We start from the raw sequence: 16,133 nt of genomic DNA, 5'->3' as shown, positions 1-16,133 counted from the left end.
CGGCAGGACAGAGGGGGGCGCCGTAGGGTGCGGTCTTCAAGGCTTCACTCCGCCTCACGCCATCGCGTGGCGGTGATTGGCCGAATAGTGCCCGGTCAGGTGATGTTCGAGCTGCCGCTCGATGTCCGTCAGCAGGCTGGAGGCGCCGAAGCGGAACAGCTCCGGTTCCAGCCATGGCCGGCCGAGTTCTTCCTTCATCAGCACCAGCCAGTCGAGCGACACCTTGGCGGTGGAAATGCCGCCGGCCGGCTTGAAGCCGATGAGATAGCCGGTCTCCTCGAAATAGGCCCTGATGGCGCGCACCATGGCAAGGCCGACGGGCAACGTGGCGTTGACGCTTTCCTTGCCGGTCGAGGTCTTGATGAAATCGGCGCCCGCCATCATCGCCACCATCGAGGCCAGCATCACGTTGCGCAGCGTGGCGAGGTCGCCGGTGCCGAGAATGACCTTCAGATGCGCGTCACCGGAGGCGGCGCGCATCGAGACGATCTCGTTGTAGAGCTCCCGCCATTTGGCCCCGAACACCAGGCCGCGCGGGATGACGATGTCGATCTCGTCGGCGCCGTCGCGAACCGAGGCCTCGATCTCCTGCAGCCGGGTCGACAGCGGCGCAAGGCCATGCGGGAATGCGGTGGAGACGGCGGCGACATGGATGCCGGTGCCGCGCACGGCGTCGACCGCGGTAGCGACGAAGGGATGGTAGACGCAGACGGCGGCCGGGCGGATGGTTTCATCAGCAATGCCCAGGCCCTCGGCGATGTCGCGGCGCAGCGGATTGATCGCCTTGGCGCAAAGCCGGCGCACGCGCTCTTCCGTGTCGTTGGAGTTCAGCGTCGTCAGGTCCATGCAGGCTATCGCCCGCAGCAGCCAGGCCGCCTGGTTGTCGGCCTTGATCGAGCGCCGCTTGGTCAGGCTGGCGACGCGCCGTTCCAGCGCCGAGCGATTGACGCTGCGCACCGATTCCAGGAAGCCCAGGTCGAGCTTCATGCCGGGATTGCGCGCGATGCGATGATCCAGCGGGAGGGCGGTGTTGGCGGCGGCGCGCGCCGGCAGCGGCATCACCTTGGCCTCGGCCTCGCGGATTGTGCTGCTCATCTCCTGCCCTTTCACTCAGCGACTGCGCTTATGTCTTGGTGCATGCCGTCCTCCCAAAACCGTTGGGCACTTTTGGGCGACACGCACGAAGATAGCCCGCGAAGCCGCGCTTCACGAGTCCTCAAGCGAGGGATAGCTGAAAAAGGCCGCGAAAGCAGCTAATTTTTGACCAGAAGGTCAAAAGCTTGATCGTCGGGGGAGAGCAGGCCTCAGCCGACGAAGGCGCGCTCGACGACAAAAGTCGAGGGATGGCTGAGCGAGCCTTCCTGGAAACCAAGGCTCTCGGCCATTTCCTTGACATCCTTGAGCATATGCATCGAGCCGCAGATCATGATGCGGTCGGTCTCGGGATTGAGCTTCTCTATGCCGAGGTCGGCGTAGAATTTGCCGGAGCCGATGAGCGCGGTGATGCGACCCATGCGCGCCGACTCCTCGCGGGTCGTGGAGTTGTAAAGTGTGACGCGGCCGCCGGTCAGTTCGCCGATCAGCGGGTCGCTTTCGAGTGCCGCCACCAGTTCCTGGCCATAGGTCAGCTCGGCATTGTCGCGGCAGGTGTGGGTCAGGATCAACTGTTCGAATTTTTCATAAGTGTCAGGGTCGCGCAGCAGGCTGGCGAAGGGCGCGATGCCGGTGCCGGTGGAGATCATGAACAGTCGCTTCGCCGGCGTCAGCGCGTCGACAACCAGCGTGCCGGTCGACTTCTGGCGCATGATGACGGTGTCGCCGACCTGGATCTTCTGCAACTCCGAGGTCAGCGGGCCGTCCGGTACCTTGATGGAAAAGAATTCCAGCTCTTCGTCCCAGGCCGGGCTGGCCACGGAATAGGCGCGGAACACCGGCTTCTCGGCATTGGGCAGGCCGATCATGACGAATTCGCCGGAACGGAAGCGCAGCGACTGCGGACGGGTGATGCGGAACGAGAACAACCGGTCGGTGTAGTGCTTCACCGAGACCACGGTTTCGGCATAGACATTGGCCGGAATCGGAAATTGCAGCGGGCGGGCGCCGGCGGTGCTGAACGCGGATGTGGTGTTCATCAAATCCAACCTTCTGGCCCAACTCACGGACGCGGGCGCCAAACCTTATTCCTGCGCGCCCGAACCTTTCAGGTCCCGGCGTGCTGCTCGCACACTCCAAAGCGGTAAGCTCTTGTGTCCGGAATTTATTAGTATACAAACGATATTTGCGTCAAGATGCCGTCGTAAAACACCTTTCCAAACTGTGACATATCCGTAGTCCCAGCATTTCGGGTTTCGACAATGAAAGAGAATTTTTCGGTGCAGCAGCCGGATTCCCTGGGCAGTGTCGTCGCCGGCATCGATGTCGGCGGAACCTTCACCGACCTGCTTCTGATCGACGGCAGGAACAATGGCAAGGTGCATATCGCAAAGACGCCGACCACGGTCGACAACCAGGCTTTCGGCGTCGTATCGGCGCTTGGCGCCACGGGTTTCCCCGTCGACGGCATCGACCTCATCGTACACGGCACGACCACCACGACCAATGCGGTGCTGGAGCGCAGGTTGGCCAGGACCGGCATGATCACCACGCGCGGCTTCCGCGACGTGATCGAGCTTGGCCGGCGCACGCGGCCGCAGCCCTATGGCATGACGGGCACCTTCATCCCGGTCATCCCGCGCAACCTGCGGCTCGAAGTGTCGGAACGGGTCGAAGCGACAGGTGCCGTCCGCACGCCGCTCGACGAGACCGAAATGCGCGAGGCGGTGAAGACGCTGATCGATGCCGGCTGCGAATCCCTCGTCATCCACTTCCTGCATTCTTACGCCAACCCTTCGCACGAGCGGCGCGCCGCCGAGATCGCCAGCGAACTCTGGCCGAACGGCTACATCACCACGGGCCATGCGCTGCTGTCGGAAGCGCGCGAGTTCGAGCGCGGCGTCACCGCCTCGGTCAACGCTTCGGTGCAGCCGATCCTCGAACGTTATATCGAGCGGCTGCGCAAGGAACTTGCCGGCAAGGGCTATGCCCGCGATTTCCTGATCATGAACGGCAATGGCGGCATGATCTCGGCCCGCTTCGTCACACGTGAATCGGCCAAGACCGTGATGTCCGGCCCGGCCTCGGGCGTCATCGCCGCCGCCTATACGGGCAAGCGCGCCGGCTTCGAAAACCTCGTCACCTACGACATGGGCGGCACCTCGACCGACGTGGCGCTGATCCGCAACGCCGAACCGGCGGTTTCGAACGAGATCGAGATCGAATACGCCATGCCCATCCATGTGCCGATGGTGGCGGTGCATACGGTCGGCGCCGGCGGCGGCTCGATCGCGCGCGTCGACGCGGCCGGCCTGATCCAGATCGGCCCGGAAAGCGCCGGCGCCAATCCCGGCCCGATCTGCTACGGGCGCGGCGGCCTGGAGCCGACCATCACCGACGCCAATCTGGTGCTCGGCCGGCTGGCGCCGAAGAAGCTGCTGGCGGTCGACAATCCGGTCACATCAGAGCGTGTCACCGGCATTTTCGAGGACAGGATCGGCAAGTCGACCGGCCTGTCCGGCGTCGAAGCGGCCGGCGCGGTGCTCAGGCTCGGCAACATGAAGATGGCCGGCGCCATCCGCATGGTGTCGGTGTCGCGCGGCCACGATCCACGCGATTTCGCGCTGTTCGCCTTCGGTGGCGCCGGCCCGCTGCACGCCACCGCTTTGGCGCGCGAACTTGGCCTGCCCAGGGTGCTGGTGCCGGCACGGCCCGGCATCACCAACGCGCTCGGCTGCGTCGTCGCGGACCTGCGCCACGACTTCGTCAACACCATCAACCAGCCCGTAGGCGTGCTCGACGAAAGCCAGCTCCACCAAGTATTGGAACGGCACCGAAACGAAGGTGAGGAGCTGATCGCCAAGGAGGCGGTGAAGCCGGAAACCATCCGCGTCACCCATTCCGCCGACATGCAGTTCGTCGGCCAGACCCACATCATCAACGTGCTGCTGCCGTCCTCGTCGGTGACCCGGCAGGAGCTGCAGGCCCTGTTCGAAAAGGCCTATTTCGCGCGCTTCAAGGTCGAGCTGCCGGAAATCCGCGCCAATCTGGTCAACCTGAACACCTCGGTGACGGGTGTCAGGCCGGCGATCGATCTGTCTCGGCTGATCGACCCCGCCGGGCGGGCAAAGACGCTCGACGATGCAAGACGCGAGATCCGGCCGGTCTGGTACAGCGGGCGCTGGCATGACACGCCCGTATACGCACGCGAAGAACTGCCGCTCGATGGGATCATCGAAGGGCCCGCGATCCTCGAACAGATGGACGCCACCACCGTGCTAGAACCCGGCGACCGCGCCCGCTCGGACGTCGACGGCAACATCATCATCGACATCGGCGAGGCCTGAGATGCAAAAGCTCGACGCCATCACGCTCTCGGTCCTCCAGGCAGCCCTGCAGCAGGTCTGCGATGAGATGGACCTGACCTTTTCCCGCGCCGCCTTCTCACCTGTCATCGCCGAGGCCAACGACCGCTCCGACGGCATCTATTCGGCCGTCGACGGCTCGCTGATCGCGCAAGGCAGCCAGGGCCTGCCGGTATTCGTCGGCGTCATGCAATATTCGACCAGGACGGTGATCGAGATGATCGCCGACGGCCGCTGCCTGGCCCCGGAGCCGGGCGACATCTACGTCGTCAACGACCCGTATCTCGGCGGCACGCATCTGATGGATGTGCGCTTCGTCATGCCGGTCTATCGGAACGGCAAGATTTTCTGCTGGCTGTCGAACACCGGCCATTGGCCCGACATTGGCGGCTCGGTGCCCGGCGGCTTCTCGGCTTCGGCCACGGCGGTCGAGCAGGAAGGCTTGCGGCTGCCGCCGGTCAAACTGTTCAAGAAGGGCCTGCTCGACCCGGAGATCTACGCCATCATCTGTTCGAATATCCGCGTGGCCGACCAGCGCATCGGCGACATCAGGGCGCAGGCTGCCGCACTGCTGATCGGCCAGGACAGGCTCAATGGAATCCTGGATCGTTACGGTGACGAAACTGTTGTCGAGGCAATCGCAGAACTGCGCCGCCGCGCCGCCGAGCAGATGCGCGCCAACATAGCGGCCATTCCCGACGGAACCTACCGCTCAAAGGCCTTCGTCGATTCCGACGGCGTGGTCAACGAGCCGCTGACAATCGCGCTCGCCGTCGAGAAGAAGGGCGACACCCTGACTTTCGATTTCGCCGGCTCGTCAAAACCCTGCGCGGGGCCGATGAACAGCGTGCTGGCGACCACCTTGTCCTCGGTTTATCTCGCCATGCGCCATATCTTCCCCGATGTCCCGATCAGCGCCGGCGCGTTCGAGCCGCTCGAGGTCAAGCGGCCGGAGGGTACTTTCCTGGATGCCAGATATCCGCGCCCGGTCTCGGGCTGCGCCGCGGAAGTGTCGCAGCGCATCGCCGAGGCGGTGTTCGCGGCCATGGTGCAGGCGCTGCCCGACAAGGTGACGGCGGCGCCCGCCGGCTCCAGTGGCAATTTCGCGCTCGGCGGCAACGATCCGGCGCGCGGCCGCGACTATGTCATGTACCAGATTTCCGGCGGCGGCTATGGCGGCAATGCCGGCCATGACGGGCTGAGCAATGGCTGCTCGACCATCGGCATCTCCAAGTCGCCGCCGGTCGAGATCATGGAGCAGGCCTTTCCGGTGCTTTACCGTCACTATGCCTTGCGCGAGGGCTCTGGCGGCGCCGGCAAGCATCGCGGCGGCTTTGGCCTTGCCTACGAGGTCGAGATCCTGCGCGGCGAAGCGCGCGCCTCCTTCGTCATGGACCATGGCCGCTTGGGCCCGCAGGGCGCGCTCGGCGGCAAGGATGGCGCGGTCAACACCGTCACGGTCTTCCGCAATGGCGAAGAGCATGTGCCGCCGCACCTCTCCAAGGAGCAGGACATCCCGCTCATGGCGGGTGACCGCGTGCGCGTCGGCACGCCGGGCGGTGGCGGCTATGGCGATCCGCTGGAGCGCGATCCGGAACTGGTCGCGCGTGACGTCAGGCTTGGCTATTATACGGCCGAACGGGCCAGGGATTTGTTCGGCGCGGCATGAACTCGCCGGCCTCAGCTGATCCGAATGTTCAACCGGCAGATCATCATCTCCTATCCAGCCTCGCCACCAGCCGGTCGCCCACCCACTGGATGCCGCAAACCAGGATGATCAGCACGATCACCACGGCGATCATCACTGACGTCTCGAACCGCTGGTAGCCGTAGCGGATGGCGAGGTCTCCGAGGCCGCCGGCGCCGATCGCGCCGGCCATGGCTGAGGCGCCGACCAGCGTCACCAGCGTCACGGTGAAGCCGGCGACGATGCCTGGCAGCGCTTCCGGCACCAGCACCTCGCGGATGATCGTCCAACGGCTGCCGCCCATGGCGCGCGCCGCCTCGATCAGGCCATGGTCGACCTCGCGCAGCGACACTTCGGCGATGCGCGCGTAGTAGGGTGTGGCGGCGATCGACAGCGGCACGATCGCCGCCCAGGTGCCGATCGACGTGCCGACGATCAGCCGCGTTACCGGGATCAGCGCCACCAAAAGGATGATGAACGGCACCGAGCGGAAGCCGTTGATGACGGCGCCAAGCACCCGGTTGACCCAAAGATTCTCGGCGATGCCGGCGCGTTCGGTGGCGATCAAGGCGAGACCCAGCGGCAGGCCGAACACCAGCGAGATGAGGCCGGAAGCGGCCGTCATCAGCACCGTCTCCCAGATCGACCGCAAAAGAAGCTCAAACAGAATCGGCGACATGGCCAAGCACCTCCACCCGCGCCTGGCGGGACTTCAGGAATGCGATGACGGCAGCGAGATGGCTTGCATCGTCGCCGGGAATGGAGAGGAACAGCGTTCCCACCGGTTCCTGCTGGATGTGATCGATGCCGCCATGGACGAGGCGGAACGGGCCAGGCGCGGCCGCTGCAAGATCGGACAGAAGCGGGCTCCGCGCGGCCTCGCCGGCCACATCCACGCGCACAATGGTCTCCGCGCCGGCTGACGGCGCCAGCCGAGCCGAGAGCTCGGCCGGCAATTGCGGCCGGATGGCGCCGAGCAGGCTTTTGGTGATCTGCGACCGCGGCTCGGCAAACACCGACCACACCGGGCCTTGCTCGACGATGCGCCCGACGTCGATCACCGCCACGCGGTCGGCGATCGAGCGGATCACCTCCATCTCATGGGTGATCAAAAGGATGGTCAGGCCAAGCTGCCGGTTGATGTCCCTCAGCAAGGCGAGGATGGACCGCGTCGTCTCCGGGTCAAGCGCGGAGGTGGCTTCATCCGACAACAGCAGCGCTGGCCGCGCGGCCAACGCCCTGGCGATGCCGACGCGCTGCTTCTGCCCGCCCGACAGTGACGCCGGATACGCCTTGGCCTTCTCCGACAGGCCGACGAGGTCAAGCAGTTCGGCGGCGCGCCGCAGCCGCTCCGCCTTCGGGCGGCCCTCGATCTTGAGCGGCAGCGCCACATTCTCCTCGACCGTCTTGGCCGACAAAAGGTTGAAATGCTGGAAGATCATGCCGATGCGCCGCCGCAGCGGCTGCAGGTCGCGCTCGCCGAGCCGGCTGATCTCGCGGCCTTCGATGAAAACCTCGCCGGAATCTGGCCGTTCCAGGCCGTTCAGGCAGCGGATCAGCGTCGACTTGCCGGCGCCGCTGCGACCGATAATGCCGAGAATCTCGCCCTTGCGCACCGTCAGCGAAATGCCGTCGAGCGCCGCCGTGGCGCCGAAGCGGCGCCTCAGGTCGACAAGACGTACCACGTCCTGGGACGCGTCAGGCTGGCCCTGGATCGGGCCGACGGTCCCCGTTGATGCCGCGAAATGCTGGTTCATGCGTGTTCCTGTTCTCGTCATCCGAAAACGAAATTGCGGCCCGCGCTCAAGCGCGGACCGCTATAGCTGTCGAACCGGGCGCCCGGTCCGTTCTCAATAGGCGCTGAGGCCGGTTCCCTTGTAGACCTTGTCGAATTCGGCCTTGACCGCCTCATTCTGGTAGGACGCGACCAGCGTCTTCACCCAGGGCTCGTTCTCATTGCCGACCTTGACCGCGATGAAGTTGCGATAGGGGTTGTCGGCAATGGGCTCTTGCGCGATGCGGTTTTCCGGCGTCAGGCCGCTTTTCAGCGCCCAGTCGGTATTGACCACGGCGGCATCGAGATCCTCGACCGAGCGTCCGACAATGCCGGCGTCGAGCTCCTTGATCTCGACCTTCTTCGGGTTTTCCGCGATGTCGGCGGTGGTGGCGAGAATGCCGGTGCCGTCCTTCAGTTTGATCACGCCTTCGTTCTGCAGCACGCGCAGCGCCCGGCCTTCGTTGGAGGGATCGTTCGGCACGCCGATCACCGCGCCCTCGGGCAGGTCGGCGATCTTCGTGTATTTTTTGGAGTAGAGGCCGATCGGCCAGACGCCGGTATAGCCGACGCGCACGATGTGGTAGCCTTGTGTCTTGATCTGGTTGTCGAGATAGGGCTGGTGCTGGAAGGCATTGGCGTCGATCTCGCCGCGCTCCAGTGCCTCGTTGGGCTGGGTGTAATCATTGAACACAACGGTCTCGATGCTGAGGCCCTTTTGCGCCGCCTGGGCGACGACGACGCGCCAGACATCCTCGTCCTCGCCGCTGATGATGCCAACCTTGATCGCCTTCTTGTCCTCGGCGAACGAGGCGCTGGGCGCAACCAGCCCGGTGACCGCGACTGCCGAAGCGAAAAGCAAAGCAAGACCCGCGCGCCGGTTGAAGTGTGACGAAAGAGAAGATGGAAAAGTGTTCCTGAAATCGGACATGATGGATCTCTGCGGTTGCGAAGTCACAAAAGCCGGGCGGAATGCCGAGCCTTGCCCTGATCATCAGAAACTCTACGGATATTATCAAAGAACCGCGTTCCCCGGTTCGCCTCAAACTCCGGAATATTCTCTCAAAATTTGCTGGACGGCGAGCACGCCGGCCTAGCCGCACCGAGCGGGCCGCAGCGCCGCCGTTGAGCTGATGAACGCACTTTTCCGTAGTGTCTCGGTTTGCGATCTGGCCGGTCTGCTGGCGCATTCCGCTCTGAATCCCTATATGCCTGGAGGAAAGCACAGGAGATTTCATGATAGCCAAATGTACAACCGCTGAAGAAATGGCTCAAACCGTAGGCGTTGAGCCGACAGCATTCCGTGAAGCGCTACGCAGTGCTAAGTTTCCCCGAAAACGCGGTACTGACTGGGAAGTGACGATCGGCGGCCCGGCGTACTCAGGAATGCGTACCATCCTGGCATCTCTCATACGGCGCAAGGCGGCCTGATTCCGACCGGCCCAAAAGGTCACATGTTTTCAATCGCGCCGCTTTCGAACGGTGACCATGTCGAGGCACCTGCGGAGCTAGAGAAACTAGCCGACCAATGTTTCTCAGCCGACTTCCGGACGATCTCGGCGCGCCGCTCTGGTGCCAAGTTCTCGGCGCTTCTTTTCGCCTCTCGCCTCAGCACTTCGCGGCGGGTCCTTGCCGTCGTCAATCACGTCGTCGGCTTTCTTCGCCTATGAGAGGTTCTCCTGGTCGAAGGGATTCATAAACCTCCCCATCCCTGGGTAGAAGGTTCCTGCCCAATCGCCTTGCGGCCCAAGCCTTAATTTCAAACTTGGACCGATCGCACTTTCCTGCTTGACTGCGCGGTCGCACGGAATAGTTTAGGTTGAAAATACCGGCCCCGATCGCCGGGCGGCAAGAATGCCTCGTATGCCTCGCCCTCCGGCGGTGGCTGCGGGGCATTGTTATTTTTGGGGATCTGTTTGAAACGGCGTATCGAGATCGGCATCCTCTATTCCCGCTCGGGGAGCTACCAGCTCGTTTCCGATGCCTGCCGGATGGGCGCCCTGCGGGCTATTGCCGATATCAATGCCGACCGCGGCCATGACATCGAGCTGGTGCCGGTCGAGCGCGATCCGCAAAGCAATGCCGATCGCTACGCGACGCTGTGCGAGGACATCTTGAGGACCAGCGGCGCGCGCCATGTCGTCGGCTGCGTCACCTCCTGGAGCCGCAAGGAGACGATTCCCGTGCTGGAGAAAGCCGGCGGCATGCTCTGGTACGCCTGCCCCTATGAAGGCTTCGAGGCCAACGAGCACGTCGTCTACATGCACGCTTGCCCCAACCAGCATCTGGTGCCGCTGATGGCCCATGTCGTGCCCCGCTTCGGCGCCAACGGCTTCCTGCTCGGCTCGAACTACATCTGGGGCTGGGAAATGAACCGCGTCGCACGCGACCTGATCGCGGACGCCGGCGGCAAGGTCTTGGGCGAGCGCTACCTGCGCATCGGCGAGACCGACGTGTCGCGGCTGATCGCCGAGATCCGGGCCACGCGGCCGAGTTTCGTCCTCAACAATCTCATAGGCACCACCTCCTACGCCTTCCTGGCTGCCTACCGCGACCTGGGCGTTGAGGACCCGGCCTTCAGCCCCGGGGTGTGCCCGGTCATCTCCTGCAACCTCACCGAGGGTGAGCTGCCGGCGATCGGCGAAAACGGCAGGGGGCATTTGTCGGTCGGGCCGTATTTCGCGCCTCGGTCGGCGGCCTTCGCCTCGTCCTTCGAGGCCTCCGCCTATGCCTCCGTGCAAGTGATGGCCGACGTGCTTTCGCGCGATCCCGACGCCGGTCCGGCGGAATTCTCGAAAGCCTTCGCCAAGCGCCGCTTCTCCACCCGGCTCGGGCCGATCGCCATCGACGCCCACTCCCAACATGCGACGCTGCCGGTGATCATCGGCCGGATCGCCGACGGCTTCTTCGAGGTCGTCAGCCGCGAAGACGAGGTCGCGCCGGATCCGTATCTGTCGCGCTACGACCCGGCGAAAACGTTCGGCCGGCCACGCCTGAGGGTGGTGTCGTGACCAGGACGCCGCGCATCCCCAATCTCGGCGGCGCCAGGGCGTTCGTCCTGCATCGCCCGCACCCGACGGTGCAGGCCATCACCAGGCAATTGTCCGCCATCGGCCTGGTCACGGTGGACTGCTGGCCCGAACTGCCGCCCGAAGCGCTGGCCGCCGATTTCGTGTTCTTCGACGCCGACCTCGGCTTCGACGAGCAATTCCCCTGGAAGGCCGGCGAGGCGCCGATGCCGCTGGTGGCGCTGATCGGTTCGGAGGCGCCCGGCCGCATCGAATGGGCACTGTCGCACAAGGCCGATGCACAGCTCCTGAAGCCCGTCGGCACTGCCGGCGTATACAGCGCGCTCTTGATCGCAAGGCAGAGTTTCGAGGCGCGAAAACACCTGGCCGGCGAGATCGCCTCGCTGCGCCAGCGCGTCGCCGAGCGCCAGACCATCGTGCGCGCGGTCGCGGCACTCTCGAAAGGCGCCGACGACGAGCGCGCCTATGCGCAGCTGCGCTCGCTGGCGATGAGCTGGCAGATCAGCGTCGAGGATGCGGCGCGCCGCATCGTGGCGATGACGGATGAGCCCATGACGGGCAGGGAAAGCGGCGATGACCAGTCCTATCGCGCCTGACCTCCCTGCGGCCGCACGCATGCCGGTCAAGCCGCGCGCCGGCGTCTGGCGCCGGCTGGTCAAACGCCGCCTGGCGCTGCTCGGTCTGTTCATCGTCGCCATCGTCTTCGCCGGCGCGATCCTCGCGCCATGGCTGACCGGCTATGATCCGAATGAGCAGATGTTCGACGGGCTGACGCTGGAAGGCTCGCCCTTGCCGCCCGATGCTAAATTCTGGCTCGGCACCGACCTGCTCGGCCGCGACCTGTTGACCCGCATTCTCTACGGCGCGCGCACCTCGCTGATCATCGGCATCGTCGCCAATGGCGTGGCGCTGCTGATCGGCACGCTGGTCGGCGTCACGGCGGGCTATTTCCGCGGCTGGATCGGCAGCGCGCTGATGCGCTTCACCGATCTGATGATGGCGTTTCCGGCATTACTGCTCGCCATTTGTCTCGCGGCGGTGTTCGAGCCAAGTCTCTGGATCGTCGCTCTGGTCATTGCGCTGGTCAACTGGGTGCAGACCGCGCGTGTCATCTACACCGAAACCTCTTCGCTCGCCGAACGCGAGTTCATCGATGCCGAACGTACCATTGGGGCCAGCGCGCCGCGCATCCTGTTCCGCCACATCCTGCCGCATCTCCTGCCCACCATCATCGTCTGGGGCACGCTCGGCATCTCGACCACGGTGCTGCTGGAAGCGACGCTCTCCTTCCTCGGCATCGGCGTACAGCCGCCGACCGCCTCATGGGGCAACATCATCTTCGAGAACCAGACCTACTTCCAGGCGGCACCCTGGCTGGTGTTCTTCCCGGGTGCCGCGATCCTGGCGCTGGCGCTGGCCTTCAACCTGATCGGCGACGCGCTGCGCGACATCCTCGATCCGACGCAAAGGGGCCGCGCATGATCGCCTATCTCGGCCGCCGCCTGATCCAGTCGCTGCTCATCCTGCTCGGCGTTTCGCTGGTCACCTTCGCGCTGCTTTATTTGCTGCCCGCCGACCCGGTGCGCCAGATCGCCGGCCGCAGCGCCACGCCGCAGACGGTCGAGAACATCCGCCAGCAGCTCGGCCTCGACCAGCCCTTCGTCGTCCAGTACTGGCACTATCTCATGAAGCTTGCCAGCGGCGATCTCGGGCGCTCCTACATCCAGCGCTCCGAGGTCACCGAGCTCATCGTGTCGCGGCTGCCGGCGAGCCTGCTTCTGATGGTCGGCGCCATTCTGTGCGAATTGCTGATCGGGCTCTCGATGGGCCTGATCGCCGCCGTCAAGCGCGGCACCGCCACCGACCAGACGCTGATGGTCGCGTCCTTCGTCGGCGTCTCGGCGCCGCAATTCGTCGTCGGCCTGCTTTTGCTCTATGTGTTCGCCGTGCGGCTCGGCTGGTTCCCGATCGGCGGCTACGGCACCTGGCGCCATCTGGTGCTGCCCTCGCTGACCATGGGCATTCTCGGCGCCGGCTGGTACGCGCGCATGATGCGCTCCTCGATGATCGACGTGCTGCGTCAGGATTATGTGCGCACCGCGCGCGCCAAAGGCCTGGCGCGCCGCGCCATCCTGTTTCGCCATGCGCTCCCCAACGCCATCCTGCCGGTCATCGCCATGATCGGCATCGATATCGGCATCTTCATGGGCGGCATCGTGGTGGTCGAAAGCGTGTTCGGCTGGCCAGGCATCGGCCAGCTCGCCTGGCAGGCGATCCAGCGCGTCGACATTCCGATCATCATGGGCGTCACGCTGGTGTCGGCCTTCGCCATCGTGCTCGGCAATCTGTTGGCCGACATCATCGCCCCGTTCATCGATCCCCGCATCAAGCTCAGATGAAACCAGAAAACCAACAGAGAAAGGGAACATAACAATGAAAAAGCTTCTCGCATCCACCGTGGCCGCATCGGCGCTGGCGCTGATGCTCGGCATGACAAGCGTCCGCGCCGAGGACGCCGCCGATCCCAACGCCAAGCAGGGCGGCGCCATCACCATCACCTACAAGGACGATGTCGCGACCCTGGACCCGGCGATCGGCTATGACTGGCAGAACTGGTCGATGATCAAGAGCCTGTTCGACGGGCTGATGGACTATGAGCCCGGCACCACCAACCTCAAGCCCGATCTCGCCGAAAGCTACGAGATCTCGCCCGACGGCAAGACCTTCACCTTCAAGCTGCGCCATGGCGTGAAATTCCACAATGGCCGCGAAATGACCGCCGACGACGTGAAATACTCGCTCGACCGCGTCACCAATCCGAAGACGCAGAGCCCCGGCGCCGGCTTCTTCGGCTCGATCAAGGGCTATGACGACGTCGCCGCCGGCAAGGCGGAGACACTGTCCGGCGTCACGGTGGTCGATCCCTACACGGTCAAGTTCGAGCTGACCCGGCCCGACGCCACCTTCCTGCATGTCATGGCCATCAACTTCTCGCATGTCGTGCCGAAGGAAGAGGTCGAGAAATACGGCGCCGATTTTGGCAAGCATCCGGTCGGCACCGGCGCCTTCAAGCTCGCCGAGTGGACGCTCGGCCAGCGCATCGTCTTCGAGCGCAACGCGGACTATTGGCACAAGGGACTGCCGCATTTGGACAAGATCACCTTCGAGATCGGCCAAGAGCCGATCGTGGCGCTGCTGCGCCTGCAGAAGGGCGAGATCGACGTGCCCGGCGACGGCATTCCGCCGGCCAAGTTCCAGGAGGTGATGGCCGATCCCGAGCAGAAGGCGCGCGTCGTCGAGGGCGGGCAGCTGCATACCGGCTACGTCACCATGAACACCACCATGGCGCCGTTCGACAACGTAAAGGTGCGCCAGGCGGTCAACATGGCGATCAACAAGGCGCGCGTCGTGCAGATCATCAACAACCGTGCCGTGCCGGCCAATCAGCCGCTGCCGCCTTCGATGCCGGGCTACGACAAAGAGTTCAAGGGCTATCCCTATGACGTCGCCAAGGCCAAGGCGCTGCTGGCCGAAGCCGGCCATCCTGACGGCTTCGAGACGCAGCTTTTCGCCATGAACACCGATCCCAACCCGCGCATCGCGCAGGCGATCCAGCAGGATCTGGCGGCGATCGGCATCAAGGCCAGCATCCAGTCGCTCGCCCAGGCAAACGTCATCGCCGCCGGCGGCGACAAGGCCGGTGCACCGATGATCTGGTCGGGCGGCATGGCCTGGATCGCCGACTTCCCGGACCCGTCGAACTTCTACGGCCCGATCCTCGGCTGCGCCGGCGCGGTGCCGGGCGGCTGGAACTGGTCGTGGTATTGCAACAAGGATCTCGACGCCAAGGCAGCCGAGGCCGACTCGGTGGTCGACCCGGCCAAATCAGGCGAGCGCTACAAGATGTGGAGCGCCATCTACGACAAGGTGATGGAGGACGCGCCCTGGGCGCCGGTCTTCAACGAGCAGCGCTTTACCATGAAGTCCGCGCGCATGGGCGGCGCCGACAACCTCTATGTCGACCCGGTCCATATCCCGATCAACTACGACAATGTGTACGTAAAAGATGTGCAATAACTGCGATTACACCATCCACGGGCGCCACCACCATTTCGGCTGGGACAATTCCTTTGTCCCGGCTGAGCGCGTTGCGCCCGGCTCGACCATCGAGTTCCAGTGCCTTGATGCCAGCGGCGGTCAGTTGCGAGCCGACAGCACGGTCGCTGACGTCGCCAAGATGGACTTCGCCAGGGTCAATCCGGTCACCGGGCCGATCTTCGTCGAAGGGGCCGAACCCGGTGATGCCTTGAAGGTGACGATCGAGATGTTCAAACCGTCCGGCTTCGGCTGGACGGCGAACATTCCGGGTTTCGGCCTGCTCGCCGACGACTTCAAGCAGCCGGCGCTGAACATCTGGAAATACGACGCCGCCTCGCTCCAGCCGGCATTGTTCGGCAAGAACGGCCGCGTGCCGCTGAAATCCTTCGCCGGCACCATCGGCAACGCGCCGGGCGAGATGGGCCATCACTCGGTGGTGCCGCCCCGTCGCGTCGGCGGCAATCTGGACATTCGCGACCTCGCCGCCGGCACCACGCTCTATCTGCCGGTGGAGGTGGCCGGCGCGCTGTTTTCGGTCGGCGACACGCATGCCGCGCAAGGCGACGGCGAGGTCTGCGGCACGGCGATCGAAAGCCCGATGGACGTCGTGCTCAAGCTCGACCTGGTCAAGGACGCCAGGCTGAAGATGCCGCGCTTCACTACGCCGGGCCCGGTCACGCGCCACCTCGACGCCAAGGGTTACGAGGTGACCACCGGCATCGGCCCGGACCTGATGACCGGCGCGAAAGAGGCGGTCGCCCAGATGATCGACCTGCTCGCCGGCCGTTACCAGATTGATCCGGTCGAGGCCTATATGCTGGCCTCGGTCTGCGGCGATCTCAGGATCAGCGAGATCGTCGACATGCCGAACTGGGTGGTGTCGTTCTACTTCCCGCGCTGCGTGTTCGAATGATGTTCGGTCGGCGCTGCACCCCCCTCTGCCCTGCCGGGCATCTCCCCCTCAAGGGGGGAGATTGGCAGTTTCGTCGCCTCGCCTTTTTTCAACGGGTGGAGACTGGCGAAAGCCGAAGCGACATCCGATCTCCCCCCTTGAGGGGGAGATGTCCGGCAGGACAGAGGGGGGCGTG

13 protein-coding genes are annotated in these 16,133 nt (G+C 64.6%); 8 read left to right on the top strand and 5 right to left on the bottom strand.

What is annotated here, in order from left to right; genetic code table 11:
• Positions 1 to 54 precede the first annotated feature (54 nt).
• Both deoC and LB566_RS21170 read right to left on the bottom strand, forming a co-directional pair.
• Positions 55 to 1,095 carry a deoxyribose-phosphate aldolase gene (gene deoC / locus LB566_RS21175; RefSeq protein WP_224626658.1) on the bottom strand — a complete coding sequence of 347 codons (1,041 nt, stop codon included), beginning with the start codon at positions 1,093 to 1,095 and terminating at the stop codon, positions 55 to 57.
• Positions 1,096 to 1,304: 209 nt separating this feature from the next.
• Positions 1,305 to 2,132: a ferredoxin--NADP reductase gene (locus LB566_RS21170; protein WP_140551684.1), complete on the bottom strand. Its 828-nt coding sequence runs from the start codon at positions 2,130 to 2,132 to the stop codon at positions 1,305 to 1,307.
• 222 nt (positions 2,133 to 2,354) lie between these two features.
• Here LB566_RS21170 and LB566_RS21165 point away from each other — a divergent pair, with 222 nt between their 5' ends.
• Positions 2,355 to 4,439 carry a hydantoinase/oxoprolinase family protein gene (locus tag LB566_RS21165; protein ID WP_224626655.1) on the top strand — a complete coding sequence of 695 codons (2,085 nt, stop codon included), beginning with the start codon at positions 2,355 to 2,357 and terminating at the stop codon, positions 4,437 to 4,439.
• A gap of 1 nt (position 4,440) precedes the next feature.
• Positions 4,441 to 6,126 (top strand): hydantoinase B/oxoprolinase family protein, encoded by a 1,686-nt coding sequence (locus LB566_RS21160; RefSeq protein ID WP_224626652.1) that lies wholly within the window; start codon positions 4,441 to 4,443, stop codon positions 6,124 to 6,126.
• A 43-nt stretch (positions 6,127 to 6,169) separates the two neighbouring features.
• On the opposite strand, the gene LB566_RS21155 is transcribed toward LB566_RS21160, so the two are convergent.
• The 3 genes from LB566_RS21155 to LB566_RS21145 form a co-directional block, all read right to left on the bottom strand.
• Positions 6,170 to 6,823, bottom strand: coding sequence for a methionine ABC transporter permease (locus LB566_RS21155; protein ID WP_224626649.1), 654 nt, complete (start codon positions 6,821 to 6,823; stop codon positions 6,170 to 6,172).
• Positions 6,804 to 7,901 (bottom strand): methionine ABC transporter ATP-binding protein, encoded by a 1,098-nt coding sequence (locus tag LB566_RS21150; protein ID WP_263498283.1) that lies wholly within the window; start codon positions 7,899 to 7,901, stop codon positions 6,804 to 6,806. The genes LB566_RS21155 and LB566_RS21150 overlap by 20 nt, the downstream gene beginning before the upstream one ends.
• A 93-nt stretch (positions 7,902 to 7,994) precedes the next feature.
• A complete protein-coding gene (locus tag LB566_RS21145; protein WP_224626646.1) occupies positions 7,995 to 8,849 on the bottom strand; it encodes a MetQ/NlpA family lipoprotein in 855 nt (284 codons plus the stop codon).
• Between the two features lie 985 nt (positions 8,850 to 9,834).
• Between LB566_RS21145 and LB566_RS21140 the strand changes: the two genes are divergently transcribed.
• The 6 genes from LB566_RS21140 to LB566_RS21115 are packed head-to-tail and all read left to right on the top strand — an operon-like array spanning position 9,835 to position 15,958.
• The gene (locus LB566_RS21140) at positions 9,835 to 10,929 is read left to right on the top strand and encodes a transporter substrate-binding protein (RefSeq protein WP_140551678.1); all 1,095 of its coding nucleotides are present in this window, start codon (positions 9,835 to 9,837) and stop codon (positions 10,927 to 10,929) included.
• Positions 10,926 to 11,543, top strand: coding sequence for an ANTAR domain-containing response regulator (locus tag LB566_RS21135; protein ID WP_224626643.1), 618 nt, complete (start codon positions 10,926 to 10,928; stop codon positions 11,541 to 11,543). The genes LB566_RS21140 and LB566_RS21135 overlap by 4 nt, the downstream gene beginning before the upstream one ends.
• A complete protein-coding gene (locus tag LB566_RS21130; RefSeq protein ID WP_411910496.1) occupies positions 11,521 to 12,429 on the top strand; it encodes an ABC transporter permease in 909 nt (302 codons plus the stop codon). The genes LB566_RS21135 and LB566_RS21130 overlap by 23 nt, the downstream gene beginning before the upstream one ends.
• A complete protein-coding gene (locus tag LB566_RS21125) occupies positions 12,426 to 13,346 on the top strand; it encodes an ABC transporter permease (protein ID WP_224626640.1) in 921 nt (306 codons plus the stop codon). Before LB566_RS21130 ends, LB566_RS21125 begins: the two co-directional genes overlap by 4 nt.
• Positions 13,347 to 13,380: 34 nt before the next feature.
• Entirely contained in the window at positions 13,381 to 15,024 is a 1,644-nt protein-coding gene (locus LB566_RS21120; protein ID WP_224626637.1) for an ABC transporter substrate-binding protein, read from the top strand.
• Entirely contained in the window at positions 15,014 to 15,958 is a 945-nt protein-coding gene (locus LB566_RS21115; RefSeq protein ID WP_224626634.1) for an acetamidase/formamidase family protein, read from the top strand. Before LB566_RS21120 ends, LB566_RS21115 begins: the two co-directional genes overlap by 11 nt.
• Positions 15,959 to 16,133 lie beyond the last annotated feature (175 nt).

Origin of the sequence: Mesorhizobium sp. CA13 (assembly GCF_020165235.1) — a bacterium.
Classification (GTDB): Bacteria; Pseudomonadota; Alphaproteobacteria; order Rhizobiales; family Rhizobiaceae; genus Mesorhizobium.
The sequence above is the reverse complement of the archived record's forward strand: the minus strand, read 5'-3'. Positions and strand labels throughout refer to the sequence as shown.

Bases quoted from the DNA above. Each gene is read 5' to 3' on its own strand.
- LB566_RS21130 (WP_411910496.1), top strand. From the start codon at position 11,521: ATGACCAGTCCTATCGCGCCTGACCTCCCTGCGGCCGCACGCATGCCG.
- deoC (WP_224626658.1), bottom strand. From the start codon at position 1,095: ATGAGCAGCACAATCCGCGAGGCCGAGGCCAAGGTGATGCCGCTGCCG.
- LB566_RS21115 (WP_224626634.1), top strand. From the start codon at position 15,014: ATGTGCAATAACTGCGATTACACCATCCACGGGCGCCACCACCATTTC.
- LB566_RS21165 (WP_224626655.1), top strand. From the start codon at position 2,355: ATGAAAGAGAATTTTTCGGTGCAGCAGCCGGATTCCCTGGGCAGTGTC.
- LB566_RS21120 (WP_224626637.1), top strand. From the start codon at position 13,381: ATGAAAAAGCTTCTCGCATCCACCGTGGCCGCATCGGCGCTGGCGCTG.
- LB566_RS21170 (WP_140551684.1), bottom strand. From the start codon at position 2,132: ATGAACACCACATCCGCGTTCAGCACCGCCGGCGCCCGCCCGCTGCAA.
- LB566_RS21125 (WP_224626640.1), top strand. From the start codon at position 12,426: ATGATCGCCTATCTCGGCCGCCGCCTGATCCAGTCGCTGCTCATCCTG.
- LB566_RS21160 (WP_224626652.1), top strand. From the start codon at position 4,441: ATGCAAAAGCTCGACGCCATCACGCTCTCGGTCCTCCAGGCAGCCCTG.
- LB566_RS21150 (WP_263498283.1), bottom strand. From the start codon at position 7,901: ATGAACCAGCATTTCGCGGCATCAACGGGGACCGTCGGCCCGATCCAG.
- LB566_RS21145 (WP_224626646.1), bottom strand. From the start codon at position 8,849: ATGTCCGATTTCAGGAACACTTTTCCATCTTCTCTTTCGTCACACTTC.
- LB566_RS21155 (WP_224626649.1), bottom strand. From the start codon at position 6,823: ATGTCGCCGATTCTGTTTGAGCTTCTTTTGCGGTCGATCTGGGAGACG.